Genomic DNA, 24,497 nt, shown 5'->3' with positions numbered 1-24,497 from the left:
TATTATGGAGGTGTAACACTTTGCTATTTTTCAAGCGATACTTGCTACCAAGAATAATACAATTTCTAGTTGTAGTATTCGTAGGGATAACGGTGGTATTTATTGTACCCAGGCTAACGCCGGTTGATCCCGTACAACAAGTAATCAGTCAAATGACATCACAAGGTGCCTTCTTAGACCCAGCGGCAGTTGAAGCATTAAGGCAATCGCTCACAGAGATGTACGGATTAGAAGGAGGGATGTTTGAACAATACGTTGCCTTTTGGGGAAGACTGCTACATGGAGACTTTGGTCCATCCCTTTTTCAATTTCCTGTACCTGTAATGGAGCTAATAATGGACTCACTGCCCTGGACGGCTGGATTACTATTAACAACTACAATCATCTCTTGGTTAGTAGGAAGTATAATAGGGGCGCTTGCAGGATACTTCAAAAACAAAACATGGGCACAAACATTAGATAACATAGCGATGGTGGTAAGGCCCATACCCTACTACATATTTGCATTACTACTACTCATAGTATTTGCCTATCTGATACCGATATTCCCATCGGCGGGTGGATACTCAGTTGGAAGACAAATAGGGTTCAACTGGGCGTTCATATCGGACGTGTTATTACACTCGTTTCTACCTGCGATATCGTTGATGGTTTTAGGAATAGCAGCCAACATACAAACGATGAAACTCATAGTATCAAACATAGTAGCCGAAGACTATGTGATGTATGCGAAAGCCGGTGGATTAAAAGAATCAAAGATAGCCTTCAAATACGTATTCAGAAACGGGTTATTACCGCAAGTAACAAACTTAGCCCTATCTTTAGGGCAAATCTTTGGAGGGGCATTGATAACAGAAATAGTATTCGCCTATCCAGGGCTAGGAACGTTACTATACGGAGCGATAAACTCAAACGACTACAACCTAATAATAGGGATAGTCTCGTTATCGGTAATAGGGATAGCGTCAGCAACGCTGATAATAGATCTAATATATCCACTCTTTGACCCAAGAGTAAGGTACAGATGAGGTGATAATGTTGGAAGGATTCAAGGAACTAATGAAAGATGGAAGGTTCAGATTTGCGTTCATAGTAATATGTATTTTAGCCTTCATGTCAATACTCTCATTCTTCTCGCCATACGATCCACTAAGGTGGAACGTGGTTCCTAGGGACAAACCACCCAGTTGGCCACACATATTCGGAACGACATCCCAAGGACAAGACCTATTCTGGCAATCTACGTTTGCGATAAGGAACTCACTAACGATAGCGTTGATAGCCTCAGGAATATCGAGGATGATAGCGATAATAATGGGATTAGTATCGGGGTACAAAGGGGGAAAAACCGACAAAGTATTGATGTCGATAAACGACAGTTTTGTGGTAATACCGCTCTTACCGATCCTGATACTGATAGCATCGGTAATAAGGGAAAACTTAACGATGGTACTATTAGGACTCATACTAAGTCTATTTGGATGGGCGTGGGATGCCCGGGTAATACGATCACAAATACTAAGTCTAAGGGAAAGGGAATTCACATACACATCGATACTATCAGGGACAAGGACGTTCAACCTGGTAATAAAAGAATACTTTCCATTCATAATACCGGTAATATTCTCGACGTTGATAAACAACATGATATGGGCGGTAGGGATGGAAGTAACGTTATCGGTATTGGGTTTATCCAACACAGAAATACCAACGATAGGAACGATGATACACTGGGCGGTAAACTACCAAGCGATGCTACTGGGATACTGGTGGTGGATACTAACACCTGTAATAATATCGATCTTCTTGTTTGTAGCCTTGTACCTACTCTCGACAAGTCTAAGTGAATACCTAGACCCAAGGACAAGGATACAAAGAATCGGTAAGGCGAAGGAGTGAAAAGGTTGGAAGTATTAAAAACAGAAAAACTAAAATCGTATTACATATTTGAAATGCAAGAAGAGAAAAAAGAAGTAAAAGCGGTCAACGATGTAAGTATAAGTATACGAGAAGATGAAATATACGGGATAGCAGGGGAAAGTGGATGTGGGAAAAGCACATTTCTAAAAACGATATGTGGTTTAGCCGAACCACCACTGAGGATAGTAGATGGAAAGATATACTACGAAGTTGAAGGGAAAGAGATAGACATAACCAAAATGAGTCAAGAAGAATACAGGAAATTAAGATGGCAATTCATATCGTACATACCGCAAGGATCGATGAGTGCGTTGAATCCGATAATAAGGATAAAAGAATCATTCAAAGACTTTGTGACCTCACACAAAAAGATAAAAGACGAAGAAAAAGAATTTGAAGAACCACTGAAGAAACATTTAACCGCCTTGGGATTACCGCTAAGGGTATTAAAATCATACCCACACCAACTATCTGGAGGAATGAGGCAAAGGACGACGATAGCCTTAGCAACGATACTCAATCCAAGGATCATAGTAGCGGACGAACCAACAACGGCGTTGGATGTAGTAGCGCAAAGGGCGGTAATACAATTACTAAAAGACATACAAAAAATACAAAAAAACACGATAATACTGGTAACCCACGACATGGCTGTACATGCGAACATAACGGACAGGATGGGGATAATGTACGCAGGTATGTTTGTAGAAGAAGGGGAAACGGATGAGATATTCGAAAACCCACTACACCCATACACAAAATTTCTAATAGGCTCACTACCAAAGATGGGAGACAAAAGTTACAAAGTCAGTGCACCTGGATCACCCCCCTCACTAGCGAGCCTACCGCAAGGATGTCCATTCCATCCACGATGTCCATATGCGATGGAAATATGTAAAAAGGAACGTCCACAACTCGTTGAGATAAGTGACGGACACAAATCAGCCTGTTTTTTGAACTCAAAGGAGCGTGTGGAAGATGCAAGAAAATAAAACGGCAATAAATACACAAGAAAAGTTGTTGGAAACGAAAAAACTACAAAAGGTATTCGTAGTAGGAGGGGGATTTGCAAGAAGTAAATTACTAGCGGTAGATGATGTGAACTTTCACATATACAAAAATGAAATATTCACACTTGCAGGGGAAAGTGGATGTGGAAAATCAACGGTCTCAAAGATGCTGCTAGGATTTCTTGAACCAACACAAGGTGAAGTGTACTACAAAGGTAAAGACATAGTAAACCTAAAAAAATGGGAAGAGAAAAAAGAGTTCATGAAAGAAGTACAATCGGTATTTCAAAATCCTTTTGAAACATTCAATCCGTTGAGGAAGGTAGACAGATACCTATACGACACAGCAAAGCAATACGGGATAACAAAGAACGGGAATGGAAAAAGGGTAGAAGAAGCACTAAAGGCGGTAGGATTAAGTATGACGGAAGTAAAAGGAAGGTACCCCAACGAGTTTTCAGGAGGACAACTACAAAGGATATCGGTAGCGCGATCGCTCATAACGACACCATCGTTGTTGGTAGCAGACGAACCGGTATCGATGGTGGATGCATCGTTGAGGATGTCGATAGTGAACTTGTTCAAAGATTTAAGGGACAAGTACAATGTAAGTGTGTTGTACATAACGCATGATTTAGCGACCGCATACTACGTAAGTGACAGGATAGGGATAATGTTCAGAGGGAACATAATAGAGATGGGTGGGGTGGAAGAAGTACTGATGAATCCGAAACACCCATACACACAGATGTTAAAAGAATCGATACCGGAACCTGATCCGAAAAAGAAATGGACAGAACGGATAAGTATAAAAGAATTGGAAACAGAAGAGTACATGAGAAAAGGATGTAAGTTTGCAGGTAGATGCCCGTTTGTTATGGAAAAGTGTAAAGATAATATGCCACCAGAAATACAAACAGAAAACCGTATGGTCCGTTGTTGGTTGTATGAGAATAAGGAAGAAAAATAAAACAAGTGTCGTACAAATAAAAAGGGGGATTTAAAAAACATGGAATATCATGTGGCAAAGACTGGCTTTGATCGAGCTTTAGGAACTAAACAAGATCCTTTTTTAACGATAAATAAAGCTGCTTCTGTTGCTATGGCTGGAGATAAAGTTATAGTTCACGAAGGGGTATATCGTGAATGGGTAAAACCTAAAAACAAAGGATTAAGCAACAAAAGAAGAATTACATATCAAGCAGCTGAAGGAGAAAAGGTAATTATTAAAGGATCTGAAAGGATCCAAGATTGGCAAAAGGTTGAAGGAAATATTTGGAAATGTGAATTACCAAACTCATTTTTTGGTGAGTTTAATCCATACAAAGAAGAGATATTTGGTGATTGGCTTGTTACGACTGATCAGAAGAGACATTTAGGAGACGTTTATCTAAACGGTATGTCATTTTACGAAGCTAACAGCTTTGAAGATTTGAAAGATCCTAAGATTAGAACAGAGACGGTAGACCATTGGACACAAAAAAAGGTTCCGGTTTTAAATCCAGAGCAAACAAAGTATGTTTGGTATGCGGAAGTAGATGATCAAAAAACAACTATATACGCAAACTTCCATGGTGCGAACCCAAATGAAGAATTAGTAGAGATCAATGTACGCAGATCCTGTTTTTATCCAGATCAAATTGGGAGAGATTATATAACGGTGAAAGGTTTTGAAATGGCTCATGCTGCGACACCATGGGTCCCACCAACAGCAGATCAACCTGGATTAATTGGAGCAAATTGGAGCAAAGGTTGGATAATTGAAAACAATATTATTCATGATTCAAAATGTAGTGCAATAAGTATAGGTAAGGAAGGTTCGACCGGCCATCTATATCATTCAACTCGTAAAGACAAAACTGGGCATCAATATCAATTAGAATCTGTTTTTAGTGCTGAACATATCGGATGGAGTAAAGAAAGTATTGGGTCACATATTATTCGGAACAATACAATTTATGATTGTGGTCAAAATGCTATTGTAGGTCATTTAGGATGTGTTTTTAGTGAAATCTACAATAACCACATTTATAGAATTGCTATAAAAAGAGAATTTTGGGGACATGAGATTGCAGGTATCAAATTACATGCAGCCATAGATGTTCAGATTTACCATAATCGTATACATGATTGTTCTTTGGGATTATGGCTGGACTGGCAAGCCCAAGGAACGAGGGTAAGTAAAAACTTATTTTACAAAAATAACCGTGATTTATTTGTGGAAGTAAGTCATGGTCCGTATGTTATCGATCACAACATCTTAGCTTCTGAATATGCAATAGATAACATGTCTCAGGGTGGTGCCTACATTAACAATTTAATTGCTGGTAAGATGGAGAAAAGGAAAGTATTAAACCGTTATACTCCATACCATAGACCACATAGTACAACGGTTGCAGGGTATGCCTGTGTTTACGGTGGTGACGATCGTTTCTACAACAATATCTTCATTGGAAAAGATGGTATAGAAGGTGTTGGGACATCACATTATATGAATCATACAACATCATTAGAAGAGTACATGAAGAAGGTAGATGAAAAAGGTTGGGATATTAAAACTCTTGAGTTAATAGAACAACCGGTGTATATTAATAACAATGCCTACTTCAATGGAGCGGAACCATTTGAAAGAGAAAAAGAGAAGTTAGTTGATAAAAGTTTTGATTCGAAATTTAGTGTTATCGAGAAAGGTGAAGAAGTTTATATGTTTTGTGAACTTCCCGATACTTTTGAAGATATTGCAGGCAAAGTATGTTCAACAAATTCTTTAGAAAGAGTTAGGATTGTTGATGCTGATTTTGAACGTCCTGATGGTGGAAATTTAGTTTTAGACACAGACTTTTTAGATAAACAAAAACCAGAAAAGAGTTCCTTAGGTCCAATCTCTAATTTAAAAAAGGGTAAGAATTATATCAAAATTTGGTAATGAAAAATCGATACTAAATGTTCTATTTTTCAGAATTGTTGAGAAGGAGCCAGTATACAATGAAAATATCTTTCGGCTTTTATCCACAAGGTAAAATAAAGGCTTTAACCATGAGTTATGATGATGGACAAATTTATGACAGAAGATTGATAAGGATCTTCAATAAGTACGGAATCAAAGGTACCTTCCATTTAAATTCAGGAAAATTAGATTCAGAACCATTTTTAAACTCTTCCGAAATAAGGGATCTCTTTGAGGGGCATGAAGTTGCTATACATACATTAAATCACCCTTATCTCACAAGAGTACCAAAGGAATCAATAATTGAGGAAATTATGGAGGATAGGGAAAGATTAGAGTCTTTAGTAAACTATCCAATAAGGGGAATGTCATATCCTTATGGGGATTACGATGAAGAACTTTTAGAATTACTTCCATATTTGGGAATTGAATATTCAAGAACAGTTAGTTCCCATGGTAACTTTTCTTTACCTACACATTTTTTGAGGTGGAATCCTACTTGTCATCATGATGATAACTTGTTAAAAAAATATGAAGAATTCAAGAAATTAGAATCTAACGAAACTATGCCTTTGTTGTATGTATGGGGACACAGTTTTGAATTTGAGAGAAATAATAATTGGGATATGATTGAAGAGTTTTGCAAAAAAATATCGAACGATGAAACAATTTGGTATGCGACAAATGTAGAGATTGTGGATTATTTGAAAGCTTTAAGGAATTTAAAGTTTAGTGTAAATAAAAAAATAGTTTATAATCCTTCTTCTTTAACAGTATGGATAGGAGTGGATGGTAATCCAGTGAAGGTAGAAGGTGGTAGATATCTGACTTTATAGTTCGATATCTATGTGTCATAGTGAAATTAAGATTTTGATTTTAAAAGGGATTCATAAGGTAACGGTTAGGTTAAAGTATGTTTTGGAATATCTCAGGCAGGACTATTTTTGTGGAAAGGAGGAGTGGTAAAATGAAGGATTTATTATTTGTAGCATCATTGTTAGGTATTGGTTTACTGGCTGCTATTCTATTGGGAGGATCAAGTGAGACAAATAGTCTAAATGGATTTATAAATCCAGGAGATTATGAGATGGTTTTGAACTTCGAAGAACCGGTTCAAATTGAAAAAGTTGGAGAAGCAGTTTCGATTACAGTAGTAGATGAATTTTCCTACGAAGCTCAAAAATCCTTAAAGATAGAGAATAGAACCTCAGGATGGGAAGGAGCAGAAATTGATCTAACAAAAGATTGGCAAATTTTTAATTCAGCTAATTTCCAAATTACTACTCGTATTTATCAAACTTCTCCTGATCCTCAATTATTTAGGATAGTAGCCTATATAAAAGATAGTAAAGGGGAGCGCTTTGAAACAATCGCAGAGAAGGTTGTGATGCCAAATTATTGGAAGGAGATAAATGAAGAGTTCAAATTTAGTTTTAATGAACCTGTTGAAAAATTTTCCCTGAGAATAGTAACTCCTTTGGAAAGTAACTTCACATACTATATAGACAACTTTCAGATTCTGGGAACTAACAAAGTTGAAAGAGCAGGAGTGATCTCTAAGACAAGTTTTGAAGACGAACAGCATAGTTGGGAACCAAGAGGAGATGAAGTCTCTATTTCGCTATCTAATGAAGTATCCTATAGTGGGAAATATTCTTTAGCTGTTGAGGGAAGAAAAAGCAATTGGAATGGCGCACAAATAAATCTTGCAAAAACCTTAAAACCTGGAACCAGTTATGATTTTGAAATATATGTATATCAAGATACGGGGGAAGATCAATTAATCACTCTCACAATGCAAAGAAAATACGCTTCTGACGCTAATACTAACTACGACACGATCTTATGGCAAAAAAAGGTTCCTTCGGATACATGGACACAATTGACAGGTTCTTATACCGTTAAATCTGGAGCAGTAGTGGAAGAGTTGATCTTTTATATTGAATCACCGAATCCTACGCTCTCATTTTATTTGGATGATTTTTCAATAATAGATAAATCGATTCCTCTCTATGAACCTGAATGGGAAATTATGGCTTTAAAAGATAAATATAAAGACAATTTTGATATAGGAGTTGCTATTCCTTACAAAGTTCTAGTTAATCCTCTTGAAATGAAGATGGTCGAAAAGCACTTTAACTCTATTACCGCTGAAAACGAAATGAAGCCAGAAAGTATTTTAATGGAGTTAGGAAGTTATGATTTTTCAGTTGCCGATGAGTATATTGAATATGCTAAAGAAAAAGGGATAAAAGTTCGCGGACATACTTTAGTCTGGCACAATCAAACACCTGAGTGGTTCTTTAAAGACGAAGATGGAAATTTAATTTCAAAGGACGAGCTTCTTTCAAGAATGGAAACTTATATACACGACGTTGTCGGACATTTCAAGGGAGAAGTATACGCGTGGGATGTTGTCAATGAAGCCATTGATCCCAATCAACCAGATGGTTATAGAAGGTCTCTTTGGTATGAAATCATGGGCCCAGAGTATATTGAGTATGCATTCAAATTCGCTCATGAAGCCGATCCAAACGCTAAGCTTTTCTATAACGATTACAATACTTACGAGCCAGAAAAGAGAGATTATATATACAACATGGTAAAGGAATTAAAAGCAAAAGGAGTTCCAATTGATGGGATTGGAATGCAAATGCATATTGGAATTGGAACGGATCTCAGACAGGTTGAAGAGGCTATTAAGTTATTTAGTTCTATTCCTGGTATAGAAATTCAAATAACTGAAATTGATATGAGTATTTATACAGATCAAGGATCCAATTACATGTCTCCACCATACGAAGCCTTAGTTGAGCAAGGGTACAAATACCAAGAACTTTTTGATATCCTCAAAAAATACGATGATGTTATAACCAGTGTAACTTTCTGGGGTCTTAAAGACGACTATTCTTGGAAAAATCAAACCAGAAATGATTGGCCGCTTTTGTTTGATAAAGATTATCAATCGAAATATGCATATTGGGGAATTGTAGAACCAGCTGTTTTGCCAATTGTTCCAAAATCCAATGCAATCTCTCAAGGTACCGCTATTCCATATGGTATGTTAGATGACGATTATTTGTTTTCAAAACCAATATTTATAAATGATGAAAATGGAAAAGAAAAACTTAATGCCAGAATAATATGGGATGAAAACAAATTGTTTATTTATGGTGAAGTCTTTAATGAAACAAGTGATGAAGAAGATGGAGTGGCGATATTCATTGATCCTAGTAATGCCAAGACACCTTACCTACAAGAAGATGATAGATGGGTAATCATTCATCCAGATTGGACTGTTGAGAAAAATAAAGAAGATGTGGAAGTTGAATATTTCGTTAGTCCAGGCTATAAAAAGTATTCTTTTGAATGTTCCATAAATCTTCCGAAAAAATTAGAAAAAGAGCAGAAAATTGGATTTGACATAGCAGTAATAGACGGAGAGAACATATATAGTTGGAGTGATAATACAAATCAACAGAAATCGCAAACAATAAATTATGGAGTATTAACCTTGGAAGGTGCATCCGTAGGAACAGCAAAATACGGTACACCGGTTATAGATGCAGAAATAGATGAGGTTTGGTCTCAAAACGAAGAATATATCACCGAAACTATTGTATCGAGTAGCTCAAATAACGCAAAAGCCAGCTTTCGAGTACTTTGGGATGAAAATGCTTTGTATGTATTGGCTATTGTTGAAGATCCGGTTCTTAATAAAGAAAATACAAACGCTTGGGAGCAGGATTCATTAGAAATATTCATAGATGAAAATAATAATAAAACAGGTTTTTACGAAAATGATGATGCACAGTACAGAGTCAATTACGTAAATACCCCTTCATTTGGTACGGGAGGCTCTGCAGCCAATTTTAAAACTGCTACAAAGATTGTAGAAAATGGTTATATAGTAGAAGCAGCAATTTCTTGGAAATTTATTTCCCCAAGTGGAGGAGAAGTCGTTGGATTTGATGTTCAAGTCAATGATGCAGGTGCAACTGGAAGTAGAGTAGGTATAACCACTTGGAATGACCCAACTGGGAATAATTATCAGAGCACTGTAAACTTTGGGAATATTATTTTAGAAAAATAAGTAAAAATTTGTACTTTTTATTCTTGGTGGTTAGGAGGAAGTTTAAATGTTTCCATATTCAAATGATGTAGATTATCAATGTTGGTTGAATTACCAAAGATTAGAAACTCCAAGTTTATATGATCAATATAAAGAATATTTTAAAAATATTGTAATAAGTATCGATGGATATATAATCGATTCTATTAAAAATGAACTTTATTATAGTATAAAGAAATTTTTTAATATAGAAGCCATCATAACTAACAAACCTATTAAACGTACTTTTACAATAATTTCGGAATTAGAGGGTGGTTCATTTTTCAATAACACAATAAAAGAAGAAGAATACACATCATTAAATGAAGAAGGCTTTTTGATCAAAAAAGTAGAAAATTCTACAAAAAAATTTATTTTAATAGCAGCGAAATCTGATAGAGGTTTGCTATACGGTACCTACAAATTAATTCAAAACATACAAATGGGAAAAACTTTAGATCAGCTAAAGCTATTAGAAAACCCTTATGTTCCTCTTAGAATTATTAATCACTGGGATAATTTGGAGGGAACCATAGAAAGAGGATACGCAGGTAAATCCTTTATTTGCGGGGGTCCAAAAAACAAATCAAATACTTGAATTTCAGATTACTCGAGAATACACTGGACAACAAAAACATCTTTGTTATCTTGTTCCCCAATGGAAAGAAGTTAAAGACTTTGATACTTTCTTATTTGGTGAGGGGACCTCAGTAGCAAAGATCGTTTCTGGTTCTGTATTTAATTCACAGAATTTTGGAATAGCCGGAATATCAAATATAGGGGATGAAATTAACTGGACTGGCCATACTTTAGCACAAGCAAATTTGTACGGATTTGGTCGCCTTGCTTGGGATCCTTCCTTGACTGGCAAGAAAATTATAGAAGAATGGATAAAATGTACTTTCGGAAATAATGAAACTGTTTTAAATAATTTATCAGAAATTATGTTAAAGTCATGGAATATATATGAGAAATATACAGCGCCTTTAGGAGTAGGAAGGAAAGTGCTAAAGAATGGAGAGATGTTATAAATTCATACTTTTATAGAAAAACAATGATCTATGATGAAAAAGGGAGAAAAATATACTGAAAAAAACAAAAACGATAAAATACTTTACAAGGGGGAAGTTTTTATGCAAGTTTACAAAAATCCGGATAAACCTATAGAAGAACGTATTGAAGACCTTTTAGAACAAATGACTTTGGATGAAAAAATAGCCCAACTTGGTTCTTTTTGGAGCTACGAACTTCTTGATAATGGTAATTTCTCTTTTGAAAAAGCTCAAAATTTATTGAAAGAAGGAATTGGTCAAATAACTCGTCCAGGAGGGGCTACAGGATTCTCTCCAAAAAAAACAGCCGAGTTAGCAAATAAAATTCAAAAATTTCTTCTCACTGAAACAAGATTGGGGATTCCCGCTTTTATGCATGAAGAGTGTTTGAGTGGTTACATGACGAGAGGTGCGACCATTTTCCCTCAGATGATTGGTGCGGCAAGTACGTGGGAACCTCCATTGATAGAGCGAATGACAACAAGTATAAGAAATCAAATGAAAGCCCTTGGAATACATCAGGGATTATCTCCGGTTGTTGATGTAACTAGAGATCCTAGATGGGGGAGAACTGAGGAAACTTTTGGAGAAGATCCATATTTGATAGCAAAGATGGGAGTTGCATATGTTAAAGGATTACAATCTGATGATTTGAAGAATGGAATAGTAGCTACTTTAAAGCATTTTGTGGGTTATGGGGTTTCTGAAGGTGGGATGAATTGGGCGCCAGCTCATATCCCAGAAAGGGAACTAAAAGAAACCTTTCTCTTTCCTTTTGAAGCTGCTATTAAGGAAGGAAAAGTTAAATCTGTTATGAATGCTTATCATGAGATTGATGGTATACCTTGTGGAGCCTCTGAAACTTTGTTGAGAAGGATTTTGCGAGAGGAATGGGGTTTTGATGGTATTGTTGTTTCCGATTACTTTGCAATCAATTCATTGATGGAATATCATAAAATAGCGTTAAATAAAGAAGAAGCGGCCATAAAAGCGTTAAAAGCTGGGATCGATGTTGAACTTCCCTCTTTTGATTGTTATAAAGAACCATTAAAGAATGCGATAGAGAATGGAGAGTTTTCCGAAGCATTTATTGATAAATCTGTTAGAAATATTTTGCGATTAAAGTTTGAGATGGGATTATTTGAAAATCCTTATGTCGATTTGGAAAAAGTTCCAGATAATTTGGATACACCTGAGGATAGAAAACTTGCATATGAAATTGCTAAAAAATCAATTGTTCTATTGAAAAATGACGGAATAGTACCTTTGAAAAAGAATTCAAAAATAAAAAAAGTTGCAGTAATTGGGCCGAATGCAAACAGCGCTAGAAATTTAACAGGGGATTATACTTATTTAACACACTTAGAAACCTTAAAACAAGGAGCTTTTGGTACTTCTGCAATGGAGGGAATTACTTTTTCCGAAAGTGAATTGCCAATAAAAACCATATATGAAAGTTTGAAAGAAAAATTAGAAAAATTAAATGTAGAAACCTCTTACGCAAAAGGTTGTGAAATAAATGATGACAACAAAGAAATGATTAAAGAAGCGGTTGAACTTGCTGAAAACTCTGATGTTGCCCTTCTAGTTTTAGGTGATAAATCCGGGTTAACATTGGATTGCACAACTGGTGAATCTCGTGATAGTTCTACGTTGATTTTACCAGGCGTACAACTTGATTTACTAAAATCTGTTATAAATACTGGAACACCTGTAATTGTTGTTCTTGTAAACGGAAGGCCATATTCGTTAGACTGGGTGTCAAAAAATGTTTCTGCAATATTTGAAGCTTGGTTACCTGGTGAAGAAGGTGGCAATGCTCTGGCAGATATTATTTTGGGTGATGAATCCCCTTCAGGGAAATTACCTATATCTTTTCCGCGTCATGTGGGGCAAATTCCAGTTTATTATAATCACAAGCCTTCTGGAGGAAGGAGTCAATGGTGGGGAGATTATACAGATTCACCTGCCAAACCACTATATCCTTTTGGTCATGGCCTCAGTTATACGCAATTTGAATATGGGAATCTTCAAATTGAAAATAACGATAGAATTGTGAAAATAAGCATGGATGTTAAAAACATAGGTGAAGAAACGGGTGACGAAATTGTTCAGCTGTATATGAATGATGAAGTAGCCAGTGTAACTAGACCTGTAAAAGAATTAAAGGGTTTTCAAAGGGTTACACTTAAACCTTCAGAAAAGAAAAGAATCATTTTTAATCTCCCAATAGAGACTTTAGCGCTATATAATGAAAAAATGGAATTTTTAGTTGAAAAAGGTTATTTTAAAGTTATGGTGGGATCCTCTTCTGAAGATATAAGGTTAACTGGAAAGTTCTACATTAATGAAGATATTCGAATTTTGCCTCAAAACAAGAAGTTTTTTAGCGATGTGATTCTGGAAGAAAATTAAAGCTTCTTTTGCGGAATTTAATATAAAAATCGAGGTGGATTACCTTGTTTAAAAGCATAAGGGGAAGGATAACTTTAATTATCGTTATAATTTTTATTTTATTTGGGGCAGCGGTATTTTTCAATATCTTTTCTTTGATAAGGTCCAACGATGGTTTGGGTAGTTATAGAGATTTAGCTGATGAAACGAATCAAATCTCTGAAATAGAAAACACCTTTTTTGAAGCTGCTTTAGCCTTCAAAGATTATGTGATCAACTATGATGAACAAACAAGAGAAATTATTATTCAGAATATCGATACAGTTCAAAGCTTCTTTACAGATGAAACTACCGATTCTACACTAGTACAAAACATAATCACAAAGATAGGCGACTATGAAAACAGCTTTAATCAAATTGTTCAATTGAATGAAGGAAAAAATAGGCTCGTAAATCAAGATTTTAAAGATATATCCAATGAATTACGCCAAAGTATTACTGACTTTAAAACCTTAGCCCAAGAAAATAACATTTCAACCCTCGTTTTTTACGCTGATAGCTCGTTAGAAATAGTAGATAGTATAAAAGAGCTTGCTTCTGTTTATTTTTCTTCTAAATCAGTAGGTGACAAAAACAGTGTCATGAATGCTTTTGATGAGTTAGAATCACAAATAGCCATTTTAGAGCAAGGATTAGTATCAGACGAATTAACTGAACTGTTCAACGAGATGAAAGACATGGTCGAACAGTTCAAAAGCACCTTTGATCAAATAGTCACAGCGATAGAATCCCAACAACCCATAATCGGGCAGATGGAACAAGCAAGGGTAGAGATACTTAACCTATTAGAAGAACAAAGAAATGAATTAAAGGTCCAACAAGACACGTTAGGTCCATCACTCATAGAAGAAAACAATCAAGCAATAACCTTGACAGCCATCCTAACCGTAGTAGCTTTCGTAGTATCGATAATCATGGTCATCTATCTAATAAGGAGTATAACGAAACCACTGTTAGACTTCAAAAACAAGATAAACCAATTCAAAGAAGGAGACCTAACGGTAAACTTTGAAAGTAAAAGCAAAGACGAGATAGGTCAGATGGCAAACGCCCTATCAGAAATGAGTAAAGAATTAAGAAGATCCATGGGGTCAATAAAACAGGCATCGGACAAAGTAGAAAACGCATCAGAAAGTCTAACGCGCTCATCACAAGAAAGCAGGAAGAACTCAGAAGAACTCAAAAACCAGATGGACAAGATACAAACAAGTACGGAAGAAACGGCAGGAAACGTAGAAGAAGTGACCTCAGGTGTAGACGAAGTAGCAAGGGCTGCACAAGGTGTATCCCAAGACGCACAAAGACTAAGTGAAGAAGCAGATGAAACAAGTAAAGCTGCAGAAGAAGGAAGCAAAACGATAGAAAGCATAAGTCAAGCTGTGAAAGAAGCGGTAGAAAGGACGAAAGAAAGTCAAAAAGAAGTAGAAACACTCGCAAGCAACGCCAAGAACGTACAAAGTATAGTAGAAACGATAAACTCGATAACGGAGCAAACGAACCTGTTGGCACTAAACGCAGCGATAGAAGCGGCAAGGGCAGGGGAAGCAGGAAGAGGATTTGCAGTTGTAGCGGATGAGATAAGGAAGTTAGCGGAAGAATCAAGGAATGCAACGGATGAAATATCCGAAATACTAACCAACATAACGCAAGGAACGAACAAAGTAAACGAATCGACGAACAAGGTAGTAGGAACGATAGGAGAAATAAACGAAAAGATGGAGAATGTACAGAAAAGTTTCAATCGTATAAAAGAAAGGATAGAAAGGATGGACCAAGGGATAGAAAACATGACGGCAAGTGCAGAGGAACAAAGTGCAAGTGCGCAAGAGATGAGCACAGCGATGGACAGGGTAGCGAAAGCGGTAACAGAAATAAGTGAACAACTAGAAAGGTCAAGAAGTGTAATAGACGAACAAGTAAAACAAGGGATAGGGATAAACGAAGAAGCGAAAGAGTTGAGTGAATTAGCCACAGAGTTAAAAGGATTGGTTGGAAGTTTTAAGATATAAAATTTTGCAGCTTTGTGCAAAAAGATTTTTAATTGAACAAAGATATTGGATTTGGGGATTTTAAGGGGTTAACCCCTTAATGTTAACAAATAAAGCGAAAAGGTTGAAAAGTGATTGTTCCTAATATTAGTTGATTGGATAAATTAATGGTTGACAATATCAAATAAAATATTTTAAAATGAACATAGTTATATGTGGTTTTTACCATTAGTACTAATGGTAAAAAAATAAATAAATTATCGATGTTATTCTCGTAATGATGGCAGAGCTTAATTCTTGGAGGTATTTTTTTACTTCGCGACTTAATGCAGCTTCTGTTCCGGCCCGAGAAGGAGCGGAGTTAGATACAATAGCTGCGTGTGTTATAGGTGGTACAAGCTTAATGGGTGGAATTGGTACTGTTGTTGGTGCAGTAATTGGAGCGCTTGTTATGGCAAGTTTAGGCAATGGAATGAGTCTTATGAATGTCCCTGTGTTTTGGCAGTCTATAATAAAAGGGTTAGTATTAATATTTGCGGTATGGTTTGATGTTGCAAATAAAAAGAAAGAGGCATAACTATTTGCAAAATAACATATAGGAGGTCTTAAAATGGCAGAATACTTCAAAGATATTAAAAAAGTTGAGTATGTAGGTAAGGAATCAAAGGATCCATTAGCTTTTCACTATTATGATCCCGAGAGAAAAATTGGTAATAAAACTATGGAAGAACACTTGAGATTTTCTGTGGCTTACTGGCACACTTTCACCGCAGAAGGAAGGGACATGTTCGGGGTCGAAAGTGCCAACAGAGAATGGAACAAATTTTCGGATCCTTTAGATAAAGCTTACGCAAGATGTGATGCAGCATTTGAGTTCATGAGCAAATTGGGTGTTAAATATTTTTGTACCCATGATAGAGACTTGGTTGATGAACAAGAGACATTGAGAGAAACCAATAAGTTATTAGATAAAGTAGTAGAAAGAATAAAGGAGAGAATGAAAGAAACGGGTATAAAGCTTCTTTGGGGAACAGCAAATCTTTTCACTCATCCAAGGTTTATGCAGGGTGCGGCTACATCTTGTGATGCGGATGTGTATGCATATGCCGCTGCACAGGTAAAAAAAGCACTTGAAATAACTAAGGAATTAAATGGTGAAAATTACGTTTTCTGGGGTGGAAGAGAAGGATATGAAACCCTTTTAAACACCAATATGGAGTTGGAATTGAACAATTTGGCTAATTTTATGCACATGGCTGTAGATTACGCCAAAGAAATTGGTTTTGATGGCCAATTTTTGATAGAACCCAAACCAAAAGAGCCCACAAAACATCAATATGATTTTGATGTTGCAAGCTCTTATGCATTTTTGCAAAAATACGATCTTGATAAGTATTTCAAGTTCAATATAGAAGCAAATCATGCCACTCTTGCTGGTCATACTTTTCAGCATGAATTAAGGTATGCACGAATAAATAATATATTGGGCAGCGTTGATGCTAATATGGGTGATCTATTGTTAGGATGGGATACAGACCAATTCCCAACAAACGTATTTGAAAACGTTTTGGCAATGTATGAAATACTTAAAAATGGTGGGATAGCTCCAGGTGGTTTGAACTTTGACTCACATGTCAGAAGGCCTTCTTACGAAAATATTGATCTGTTCTACGCACATATAGCAGGAATGGATGCGTTTGCGTTAGGATTGATATTAGCCAACAAGATTTTAGAAGACAAAGTTTTGGAAGACTTTGTAGAAAAAAGGTATAATACTTTTAATGAGGGAATGGGTAAAAAGATAGTGGATGGACGAACTAATTTCAAAGAACTCGAAGAGTATGTACTAGATAAAAAAGTGGGAGTACCAAAATCGGGAAGACAAGAATATTTGGAAAACTTATTGAATCTATACATCTACGAATAGACGACAAATTGGGAGGCCTTTGTTTTGAAGATAAAGAAAATCAATGCAGAAAGAATGGGATACTCAAACAAATTAATGGTTTTCAATTTAATCAGATATTATTCTGGCATCTCCAGAAATGAGATTTCTAAGCTTACAGGTTTAGATAAAAGTACGGTGACAAAGATTACATATGATTTGATTTCTAAAAACTTAATAGAAGAAGGAGATAGAAAATCTTCTAAAAGGGTTGGAAGGAAACCTATAAAACTGGAAGCAGCGAAAGGCGTTGCTGCTTCCATTATCGTTAAGGTTGGAGTTGAAAAAACAGTCGTAGGTCTTGGATATATGAATAATTCAATAAATAAGATTGTTGAATTTGAAACCCCAAAAAATTTTAATGTTTTTATTGGTAAATTAGCTGTTGAGATAAAAAGAATATATGAAAATGCTAATGGGAATAATATAGTAGGCCTTTCTTTTTCTTTTCCAGGAATGATCGATAGGAAAAACTTGATTATCGAATACGTACCTCATTTTAATTGGAGTGAGATCGATCTTAAAGCAGCTCTTTTAAAGGAACTACCCAAATGTGACAAACCAATTTTCGCTGCAAATGAGGCAAAGTTAGCTCTACAAGCAGAGATGTATTTTAACAAGAATATTGCCAACCTAAACAACGGAGTCTATGTTTTCATATCTCAGGGGATAGGAGGAGCTTTGCTTATAGACGGTCAAATTCATTTAGGGCCTAATTACACAGCAGGTGAGTTTGGTCACATGAGTATCGATGAAGATGGGAGAAAATGTTTTTGTAATAATCAAGGATGTTGGGAGACGTTTGCTTCAATTGATACCGTTTCTAAGATATACGAATACAGCAATGGGCGATTGGAAGGCAACAATTACGAAGAAAAATTCAGAAATCTTCTTTTAAAAGCAGAGAAGAAGGAAGGAAACGCCAATGAAATAATTAAACAGATGTTGTATTATTTGGGAGTAGGAACGGTTAATTTAATAAATATCTTAAATCCTGAGTTTGTAATTTTTGGGGGGTATGGGTATCTTTTTCCGGATGAGTATTTCACAGAGATTGAAAATATTATAAGGACGCGGGCTCTGAAACCAGCATTAAAATCTTTCAAAAAGCCTATGAGGCCTGTTTTTGATATAGATACAGCATGTCTAACAGGAGCAAATTTAAGGGTAATGGATGATTTTGCAGAAAAAGCGGTAATTTAGAATGAGGTGATCAGTTTGCATAAGTACTTAGGAATTGACGTTGGGACAACTGGATTGAAGGGTTTAGTAGTATCTGAAGAAGGAGAATTATTGGATAGTTATTCCTATGAATTAGATATGAAAGTTCCCAAACCGGCATGGGCTGAACAAGAGCCTGAAGATTGGTGGATTGGTGTATACGAAATATTAAAAAAAGTGTCTAGAACGCATCAAATAGATGTAATAGGGTTTTCCGGACAAATGCATAGCTTGGTGGTTTTGGATGAAAATAATGAGCCTATTAGGCCTGCAATCCTTTGGTGTGATCAAAGGACGACCCCACAGTGCAAAGAAGCTACAGAAGCTTTTGGTGGCGAAGAAAAGGTTATCTCCAAAATAGGCAATCCCTTTTTAGAAGGTTTCACTTTCCCCAAAATACTGTGGTTAAAAGAAAATGAAAAAGAGAATTTTAAAAAAATAAAGAAGATTCTTCTACCTAAGGATTATGTAGTTTTTAAGTTAACAGGAACCATTGGTATAGATTACTCGGATGCGTCTGGAACGGCGTGTTTTAATGTAAAAACAAATTATTGGGATGAAGAGATTTTGGAAACTTTTGGTATTAATATGGATATAATGCCTGAATTGTATCCTTCTTATGGGATTCGAGGGGAAGTAAAAGAAAGTTTACAAAAAGAATTGGGATGGAAGAACACAAAGGTTGTTTCTGGGGGAGCAGATAATGCATCAGCTGCATTTGGAATAGGTATATCAAAAGCAGGAGAGTCGATGGTTAGTATCGGAACTTCAGGCACTGTTTTAACCCTCACTGATAAAAAAGAACCTGACTTATCGGGAAAAATACATTACTTTAACAGTGTAATACAAGATAAATATTACTACATGGGGGTAATGCTTTCAGCCGCTCATTCTCTAAATTGGGTAAAGAATCGATTTTTTCACAGTTCAGATTGGACAGAAATAGAAAAAAGAATAAACCAATCAGTACCAGGTTCAAATGGTATTATTTTTCTTCCTTACTTAAACGGAGAAAGAACCCCACATAGAGACCCTAACGCAAGAGGTGTTTTCTTTGGAATTTCTTCTTTGAATACTGAAAACGACATACTAAGAGCAACAATGGAAGGTATAACCTTCGGCCTGAGGGATTCCTTTGAACTTATAAAAGAAAAAACTGAAATAAAAGATATGAGGATAGTGGGGGGAGGAGCTAAAAATAAAAGTTGGGCAAAGATAGTTGCAACAAACTTCAAAATGCCCGTTAAAATGCCAAAGATTGATGAAGGTGGTGCTTATGGAGCGGCTATGTTGGCTGCAGTAGGAGATGGCCAACAGCTTGAAGATGTTTTAAAATGGGTAAAATTCAAAGAAATTATTGAACCTAATTATCAAGATATCAAGATTTACGATGATTATTATGAGGCTTACAAGAATTTGTATAAATCGTTGAAGGGAAATTTCGAAGAGTTGGCAAAAATTCAAAAATGATATATAAAAAGAGCGGCTAAAGCCGCTTTTAAAATTGTTAATTTAATTCCGACTTTTTTTGTGATATAATTAGTATGGATCATTAAACAGTTTCCTTAAAAACTAATCACTTCGAGGGGGCATTGAAAAAATTGAAAGTATTGTTTATGAACAAGTTAAACTCGTATTGGAGAGAAAAAATTAGTGAATTGAAGAAATTATTTCCCAACGATGAATTTTTAGATAGTGATGAAATCAGCAATATTAAAGATGCAATGGAAGTTGCAGATGCAATAGTGTTTGGTGGAGACTTGGACGAGAACGTCTTGGGAAAATCAAAGAATTTGAAAATAATTTTTGTTCCCTATGCTGGAGTGAACCAATTACCTTTAGAAATACTTAAAGAAAAAGGCATTAGCGTTGCAAATAGTCATGGTAATGCTAGAATAGTTGCAGAAAGGGCTTTTACTCTTGCTTTAGCTCTTCTTGGAAAAATTGTACCTTATCATAACGATTTAAAAGAAGGAATTTGGCATGGATTTAGTGCCGGAGAAAGCGTTAAAGATTCATGGGTATCTATTCAGAACAAAAGTTGTGCAATATTGGGATTAGGCAATATAGGAAAAAATCTTGCACAAATGCTTAAAACCTTTGACTGTAAAATTGTTGGTTATAAAAGAAACGCAAATATAGATATTGAAAATGTGGATGAGATTAGTTCCAATTTAGATTATGTAATAGAAAAAAGTGAAATTGTATTCGTAACTTTGCCCTTGACGAAATATACAAAAGGTCTTATCGACGAAAAGGTGTTTAATAAGATGACTGGCAAATACATAATAAATGTTGGAAGAGGTGATGTTATAGATCAAAAGGCACTATACGAGGCTTTGAAATCTAAAAAATTAGCTGGAGCCGCTATAGATGTTTGGTACAATTATCCTTCCAAAGAAAAGCCATCGATCTTGCCAGCTAATTATCCGATTCATACCTTTGATAACGTTGTTTTGTCTCCACATGTTGGAGGCTATAACACTGAAGCTACAAAGTACAGTATCGATGAAACTGTAGAAAATATAAAAAGTTTTCTAAAAGATGGTACGGCAAAAGACTTAATTGATTTAGAATTTGGATACTGAATTTAAAGAATTGCAAGCAGAAGAGCTCCGATAAAAAATAAGATTTTTAATATATCTGAAGCCTTAGAATAAAAAGAGATGTTATCGTTTGGATTGACAAAAAAGATTCCCGTTTTTTCTTCTTTGGATTCAAATATGTTGGTAATTCTTCCATATTTGTCGATTGAGCCGGTTAAGCCTGTATTTGAAACCTGGATGAAATCTCTTCTCGTTTCTACTGCTCTAAAAACGCCCTGACTGAAGTGTTGAAACAGGCCTGTTTTCGAATTAAACCAACCGTCGTTAGATATTGCAATCAATAAATTTGCTCCATTCTTAGCTTGATTAATTGCGACTTCCGGGAAATAGGTTTCAAAACATATTTGTACTCCAATATCAGTTTCGTTCAATGAAAAGGTTAGGTAATCTTCCCCAGGGGTATAATAGTTTAATAATCTAAAAACATCAAAGTTTCCAAATATAGTTTCATACGGTAAAAATTCGGCAAATGGTGTTAATTTAACCTTATCGTAGATACCCTCAATACTCCCATGTGGGTTATATACCCAGGCAGAGTTAAAATGGTTATCGTTTCCTATCCTTGGGTGTCCTAATATTACAGGTTTGTATAAGTTTTGAATGTCTCTTACCATTTGACTTTCTATTTCTGATTTTGAGATGTCTTCAAGAAAAGTTGATTCTGGAAAAACTACTACATCCACATCCCTATTTTTAAATTCTTCGATATTCTTAGAAAAAGTTGAATAATCTTGTATTGGATTTGAGGAGTATTTTATCTCTTGAGGAACATTCGTTTGAACGGCTCCAACTTTTATGGAATCGTTTGTGCCATTAATGGGAGGTAGATACCTCACTATAGCAAAGTTAGAAATGTATATAGTAGTAAATATAGCAAGAATTTTAAATACCTTATCACGTGAATTATCGAAAGCAATCAGGGCATTGACAAAAACTATGATAAAAGTTAGACCAAAAGACCCTATAATTGAGGCAATTTGTATTATCCCTGTATGATCGTAAAGGGCGTAGGATAAATTTCCTCCCATAAAAGCCAAATCTCCAAAACCCCTCAAAATTTCCGCAACAGTGTAGGCAAAAGAATAGAAAAAAACCAAAGAAAGATAATTGTATTGCCTATCTTTTCGATGGTAAAGTTCTGATAACAGCCAAATGATGAGGTAAGGTATCATTAAAAGTATTATCATTCCAACGTATCCAAAAAAACCTACTATTGAAGAATAATTTTTTAAAATTTGGGGTATATTTTTAGACAAAGTAGGAAGCAGCCACCAAAGAGTAGTTACAAGCATGGAAGAGGAATATATTATCGTATGAAGTAATCTTTCATAATGAGTTTTTGATCTGGCTATGTTTCTAAGAAAGAAAACCAATGAAAACCAGATGAAAAAAGAAAATAAATTACCCGGCATAGCCAAACCGGTTAAAACACCTGAAATTAAAGTAAGTAGATATTTCATATATACCCCCATGGATTATATTTTGAAAATCTTGTTTCTTGTATAATTATGTTGTCGTTACAATATTATACAGCAAACTTTGTGATAGTTCAAGAAATCTGATATAATAAGGATAACTAACAAAATTTGTGTTACTCCTTTATCCTTAAGGGTGGGGAGCGGGGCAAAGGGGCGCTATAACAAGTTTTAGAATATCTAAAGAGTGAAAAAATTTATGTAAGAGGGGGTAAAAAGATGTCTAAATTGGAAGAATTTAAAGAGTTTCAAGCCAAGATTTCAAGATACAGTCAGGCTATCGCACTCATGCACTGGGATTTAGAAACTAACGCTCCCAACAATGCTTTTGAGTATCGTTCTAAAGCTTTGGGAGAACTTATGGAGGCACTTTTTAGAATGTCTGTTTCTGATCAGATGGGTGAATTTTTGGATTATTTTTCAAAGAAGGAAAATTATGATGAATTGAGTGAAATTGATCAAGCAATGGTAAGAGTAACCAAGAAAGATTTCGATAAGTTTAAAAAGTTACCTCCACAGCTTGTCAGAAAATTAGCCGAAACGACTTCAAAAGCAGGTCATTTTTGGAAAAAAGCCAGGGAGGAAAATAACTTTTCTTTATTTGAGCCTTATTTGCAAGAAGTCGTATCTTTAGAAAAAGAGCAAGCAGAGGCTTTGGGATATGAAAAAAATAGATACGATGCTCTTTTAGACTTATTCGAACCTGGAATGAAAACAGAAACGGTGAAAGGTACAATAAATTATTTAAAAGAGTATCTACTACCTTTTCTGAAAGAGCTTTTAGAAAAGGGAAAAGAACCAAGATACGATTTCTTTGAAGGAGATTTCGACGTAAATAAGCAAAAAGAGTTATCCCTGGAAGCGTTAAAATTTATGAATTTCGATTTCGATTCTGGACGTATGGACATGTCTGCTCATCCTTTCACAACAAAAATTGGTCCAAAAGACGTAAGAATTACAACAAGATACAACAACAAAGATTTGAGATATTCTTTATTTTCAACTATGCACGAAGGTGGACATGCTTTATACGAACTTCATATCCCTGAGGAATTTTCAGAGACTCCTTTGGATGAAGGTGCTTCTATGGCTGTGCATGAATCCCAATCAAGATTTTGGGAAAATATTATAGGAAGAGGGCCTCATTTTTGGGTTTTCTTTTCTAAAAAGTTAAAAGATATTTTCCCATCTTTTGAAGGAATAAGTAGTGATGAGCTGTATAAAGGTGTTAATATAGTTAAAAAAGATTTCATCAGAACTGAGGCAGATGAAGTAACTTACAACTTTCATATTATGCTGAGATTTGAAATCGAAGAAGCACTGATAAACGATAGAATAAAAGTAAATGAACTTCCAACGGTATGGAACGATAAAATGAAAGAATATTTAGGTATTGTGCCGCCAAACGACGCAGTAGGTGTTTTGCAAGATGTTCATTGGTCAAATGGACAATTTGGTTATTTTCCTTCATATATGTTGGGTAATCTTTACAGTGCTCAATTGTTCTCAAAATTGAAAAAAGATCTAAAAGATTATCCATCTCAAATAGAAAAAGGAGATTCAAAAGAAGTTTTGAACTGGATGGTTGAGAATGTCCATAAGTACGGTAAAATGTACGAACCAGAAGAACTTTTGAAAAAGGTTACAGGTGAAACTCTTAATCCCAAATATTTTGTAGAGTATATAAAAGAAAAGTTTTCTGCAATTTATGGTTTATAATTAAAATCCCCCATCTATATACGATGGGGGATTTTAAAATTAATCACAG

At 35.4% G+C, this 24,497-nt stretch carries 17 protein-coding genes and 2 pseudogenes; 18 read left to right on the top strand and 1 reads right to left on the bottom strand.

The features are described from left to right. The first annotated feature begins 20 nt into the window (after positions 1-20). From PMOB_RS01215 to PMOB_RS01150, 17 genes and pseudogenes are all read left to right on the top strand, one after another. Positions 21-1,028, top strand: coding sequence for an ABC transporter permease (locus tag PMOB_RS01215; RefSeq protein WP_012208088.1), 1,008 nt, complete (start codon positions 21-23; stop codon positions 1,026-1,028). 7 nt (positions 1,029-1,035) lie between these two features. Next, positions 1,036-1,899, top strand: a complete 864-nt coding sequence (locus tag PMOB_RS01210) for an ABC transporter permease (protein ID WP_081429157.1) — start codon at positions 1,036-1,038, stop codon at positions 1,897-1,899. 5 nt (positions 1,900-1,904) lie between these two features. Beyond that, the gene (locus PMOB_RS01205) at positions 1,905-2,912 is read left to right on the top strand and encodes an ABC transporter ATP-binding protein (RefSeq protein WP_012208086.1); all 1,008 of its coding nucleotides are present in this window, start codon (positions 1,905-1,907) and stop codon (positions 2,910-2,912) included. Next, complete coding sequence (locus PMOB_RS01200; RefSeq protein WP_012208085.1) at positions 2,899-3,900, top strand: ABC transporter ATP-binding protein; 1,002 nt, start codon at positions 2,899-2,901, stop codon at positions 3,898-3,900. The genes PMOB_RS01205 and PMOB_RS01200 overlap by 14 nt, the downstream gene beginning before the upstream one ends. A gap of 39 nt (positions 3,901-3,939) precedes the next feature. After that, entirely contained in the window at positions 3,940-5,856 is a 1,917-nt protein-coding gene (locus tag PMOB_RS01195; RefSeq protein ID WP_012208084.1) for a right-handed parallel beta-helix repeat-containing protein, read from the top strand. Between the two features lie 59 nt (positions 5,857-5,915). Continuing rightward, the gene (locus PMOB_RS01190; RefSeq protein ID WP_012208083.1) at positions 5,916-6,713 is read left to right on the top strand and encodes a polysaccharide deacetylase family protein; all 798 of its coding nucleotides are present in this window, start codon (positions 5,916-5,918) and stop codon (positions 6,711-6,713) included. 131 nt (positions 6,714-6,844) lie between these two features. Continuing rightward, a complete protein-coding gene (locus PMOB_RS01185; protein ID WP_012208082.1) occupies positions 6,845-9,970 on the top strand; it encodes an endo-1,4-beta-xylanase in 3,126 nt (1,041 codons plus the stop codon). 46 nt (positions 9,971-10,016) lie between these two features. Further along, positions 10,017-10,586, top strand: a complete 570-nt coding sequence (locus PMOB_RS01180) for an alpha-glucuronidase family glycosyl hydrolase (protein WP_041534003.1) — start codon at positions 10,017-10,019, stop codon at positions 10,584-10,586. Then, a pseudogene (locus PMOB_RS11100) lies at positions 10,540-10,986 on the top strand (alpha-glucuronidase); the annotation flags it as partial. The gene PMOB_RS01180 and the pseudogene PMOB_RS11100, both read left to right, overlap by 47 nt. Then, positions 10,962-11,078: a hypothetical protein gene (locus PMOB_RS11095; protein WP_121875388.1), complete on the top strand. Its 117-nt coding sequence runs from the start codon at positions 10,962-10,964 to the stop codon at positions 11,076-11,078. The pseudogene PMOB_RS11100 and the gene PMOB_RS11095, both read left to right, overlap by 25 nt. Positions 11,079-11,121: 43 nt before the next feature. Further along, on the top strand, positions 11,122-13,455 hold the full coding sequence (locus tag PMOB_RS01175) for a glycoside hydrolase family 3 N-terminal domain-containing protein (RefSeq protein WP_012208081.1): 2,334 nt from the start codon (positions 11,122-11,124) through the stop codon (positions 13,453-13,455). Positions 13,456-13,499: 44 nt separating this feature from the next. Then, the gene (locus PMOB_RS10110; protein ID WP_012208080.1) at positions 13,500-15,503 is read left to right on the top strand and encodes a methyl-accepting chemotaxis protein; all 2,004 of its coding nucleotides are present in this window, start codon (positions 13,500-13,502) and stop codon (positions 15,501-15,503) included. A gap of 292 nt (positions 15,504-15,795) precedes the next feature. Beyond that, a pseudogene (locus PMOB_RS10370) lies at positions 15,796-16,059 on the top strand (ABC transporter permease subunit); the annotation flags it as partial. A 33-nt stretch (positions 16,060-16,092) separates the two neighbouring features. Next, positions 16,093-17,409 (top strand): xylose isomerase, encoded by a 1,317-nt coding sequence (xylA, locus tag PMOB_RS01165; protein ID WP_012208079.1) that lies wholly within the window; start codon positions 16,093-16,095, stop codon positions 17,407-17,409. A 24-nt stretch (positions 17,410-17,433) separates the two neighbouring features. Further along, entirely contained in the window at positions 17,434-18,630 is a 1,197-nt protein-coding gene (locus tag PMOB_RS01160; protein WP_012208078.1) for an ROK family transcriptional regulator, read from the top strand. A 15-nt stretch (positions 18,631-18,645) separates the two neighbouring features. Next, positions 18,646-20,118 (top strand): xylulokinase, encoded by a 1,473-nt coding sequence (gene xylB / locus PMOB_RS01155; protein WP_012208077.1) that lies wholly within the window; start codon positions 18,646-18,648, stop codon positions 20,116-20,118. A 131-nt stretch (positions 20,119-20,249) separates the two neighbouring features. Continuing rightward, positions 20,250-21,236, top strand: a complete 987-nt coding sequence (locus PMOB_RS01150) for a 2-hydroxyacid dehydrogenase (protein ID WP_012208076.1) — start codon at positions 20,250-20,252, stop codon at positions 21,234-21,236. A gap of 2 nt (positions 21,237-21,238) precedes the next feature. Here the strand turns inward: PMOB_RS01150 and lnt are convergent, their stop codons facing one another. Further along, the gene (lnt, locus tag PMOB_RS01145) at positions 21,239-22,714 is read right to left on the bottom strand and encodes an apolipoprotein N-acyltransferase (protein WP_012208075.1); all 1,476 of its coding nucleotides are present in this window, start codon (positions 22,712-22,714) and stop codon (positions 21,239-21,241) included. 234 nt (positions 22,715-22,948) lie between these two features. On the opposite strand from lnt, the gene PMOB_RS01140 reads away from it, so the two are divergent. After that, positions 22,949-24,448 carry a carboxypeptidase M32 gene (locus PMOB_RS01140; protein WP_012208074.1) on the top strand — a complete coding sequence of 500 codons (1,500 nt, stop codon included), beginning with the start codon at positions 22,949-22,951 and terminating at the stop codon, positions 24,446-24,448. The last annotated feature ends 49 nt before the right edge of the window (positions 24,449-24,497 follow it).

The sequence above is a fragment of the Petrotoga mobilis SJ95 genome (genome assembly GCF_000018605.1).
In the GTDB taxonomy this organism is placed as follows: domain Bacteria; phylum Thermotogota; class Thermotogae; order Petrotogales; family Petrotogaceae; genus Petrotoga; species Petrotoga mobilis.
This window is presented reverse-complemented; position numbering and strand designations above follow the sequence as displayed.

Bases quoted from the DNA above. Each gene is read 5' to 3' on its own strand.
- PMOB_RS01175 (WP_012208081.1), top strand. From the start codon at position 11,122: ATGCAAGTTTACAAAAATCCGGATAAACCTATAGAAGAACGTATTGAA.
- PMOB_RS01180 (WP_041534003.1), top strand. From the start codon at position 10,017: ATGTTTCCATATTCAAATGATGTAGATTATCAATGTTGGTTGAATTAC.
- PMOB_RS01185 (WP_012208082.1), top strand. From the start codon at position 6,845: ATGAAGGATTTATTATTTGTAGCATCATTGTTAGGTATTGGTTTACTG.
- xylA (WP_012208079.1), top strand. From the start codon at position 16,093: ATGGCAGAATACTTCAAAGATATTAAAAAAGTTGAGTATGTAGGTAAG.
- PMOB_RS01190 (WP_012208083.1), top strand. From the start codon at position 5,916: ATGAAAATATCTTTCGGCTTTTATCCACAAGGTAAAATAAAGGCTTTA.
- PMOB_RS01195 (WP_012208084.1), top strand. From the start codon at position 3,940: ATGGAATATCATGTGGCAAAGACTGGCTTTGATCGAGCTTTAGGAACT.
- PMOB_RS01210 (WP_081429157.1), top strand. From the start codon at position 1,036: ATGTTGGAAGGATTCAAGGAACTAATGAAAGATGGAAGGTTCAGATTT.
- PMOB_RS01140 (WP_012208074.1), top strand. From the start codon at position 22,949: ATGTCTAAATTGGAAGAATTTAAAGAGTTTCAAGCCAAGATTTCAAGA.
- PMOB_RS01200 (WP_012208085.1), top strand. From the start codon at position 2,899: ATGCAAGAAAATAAAACGGCAATAAATACACAAGAAAAGTTGTTGGAA.
- lnt (WP_012208075.1), bottom strand. From the start codon at position 22,714: ATGAAATATCTACTTACTTTAATTTCAGGTGTTTTAACCGGTTTGGCT.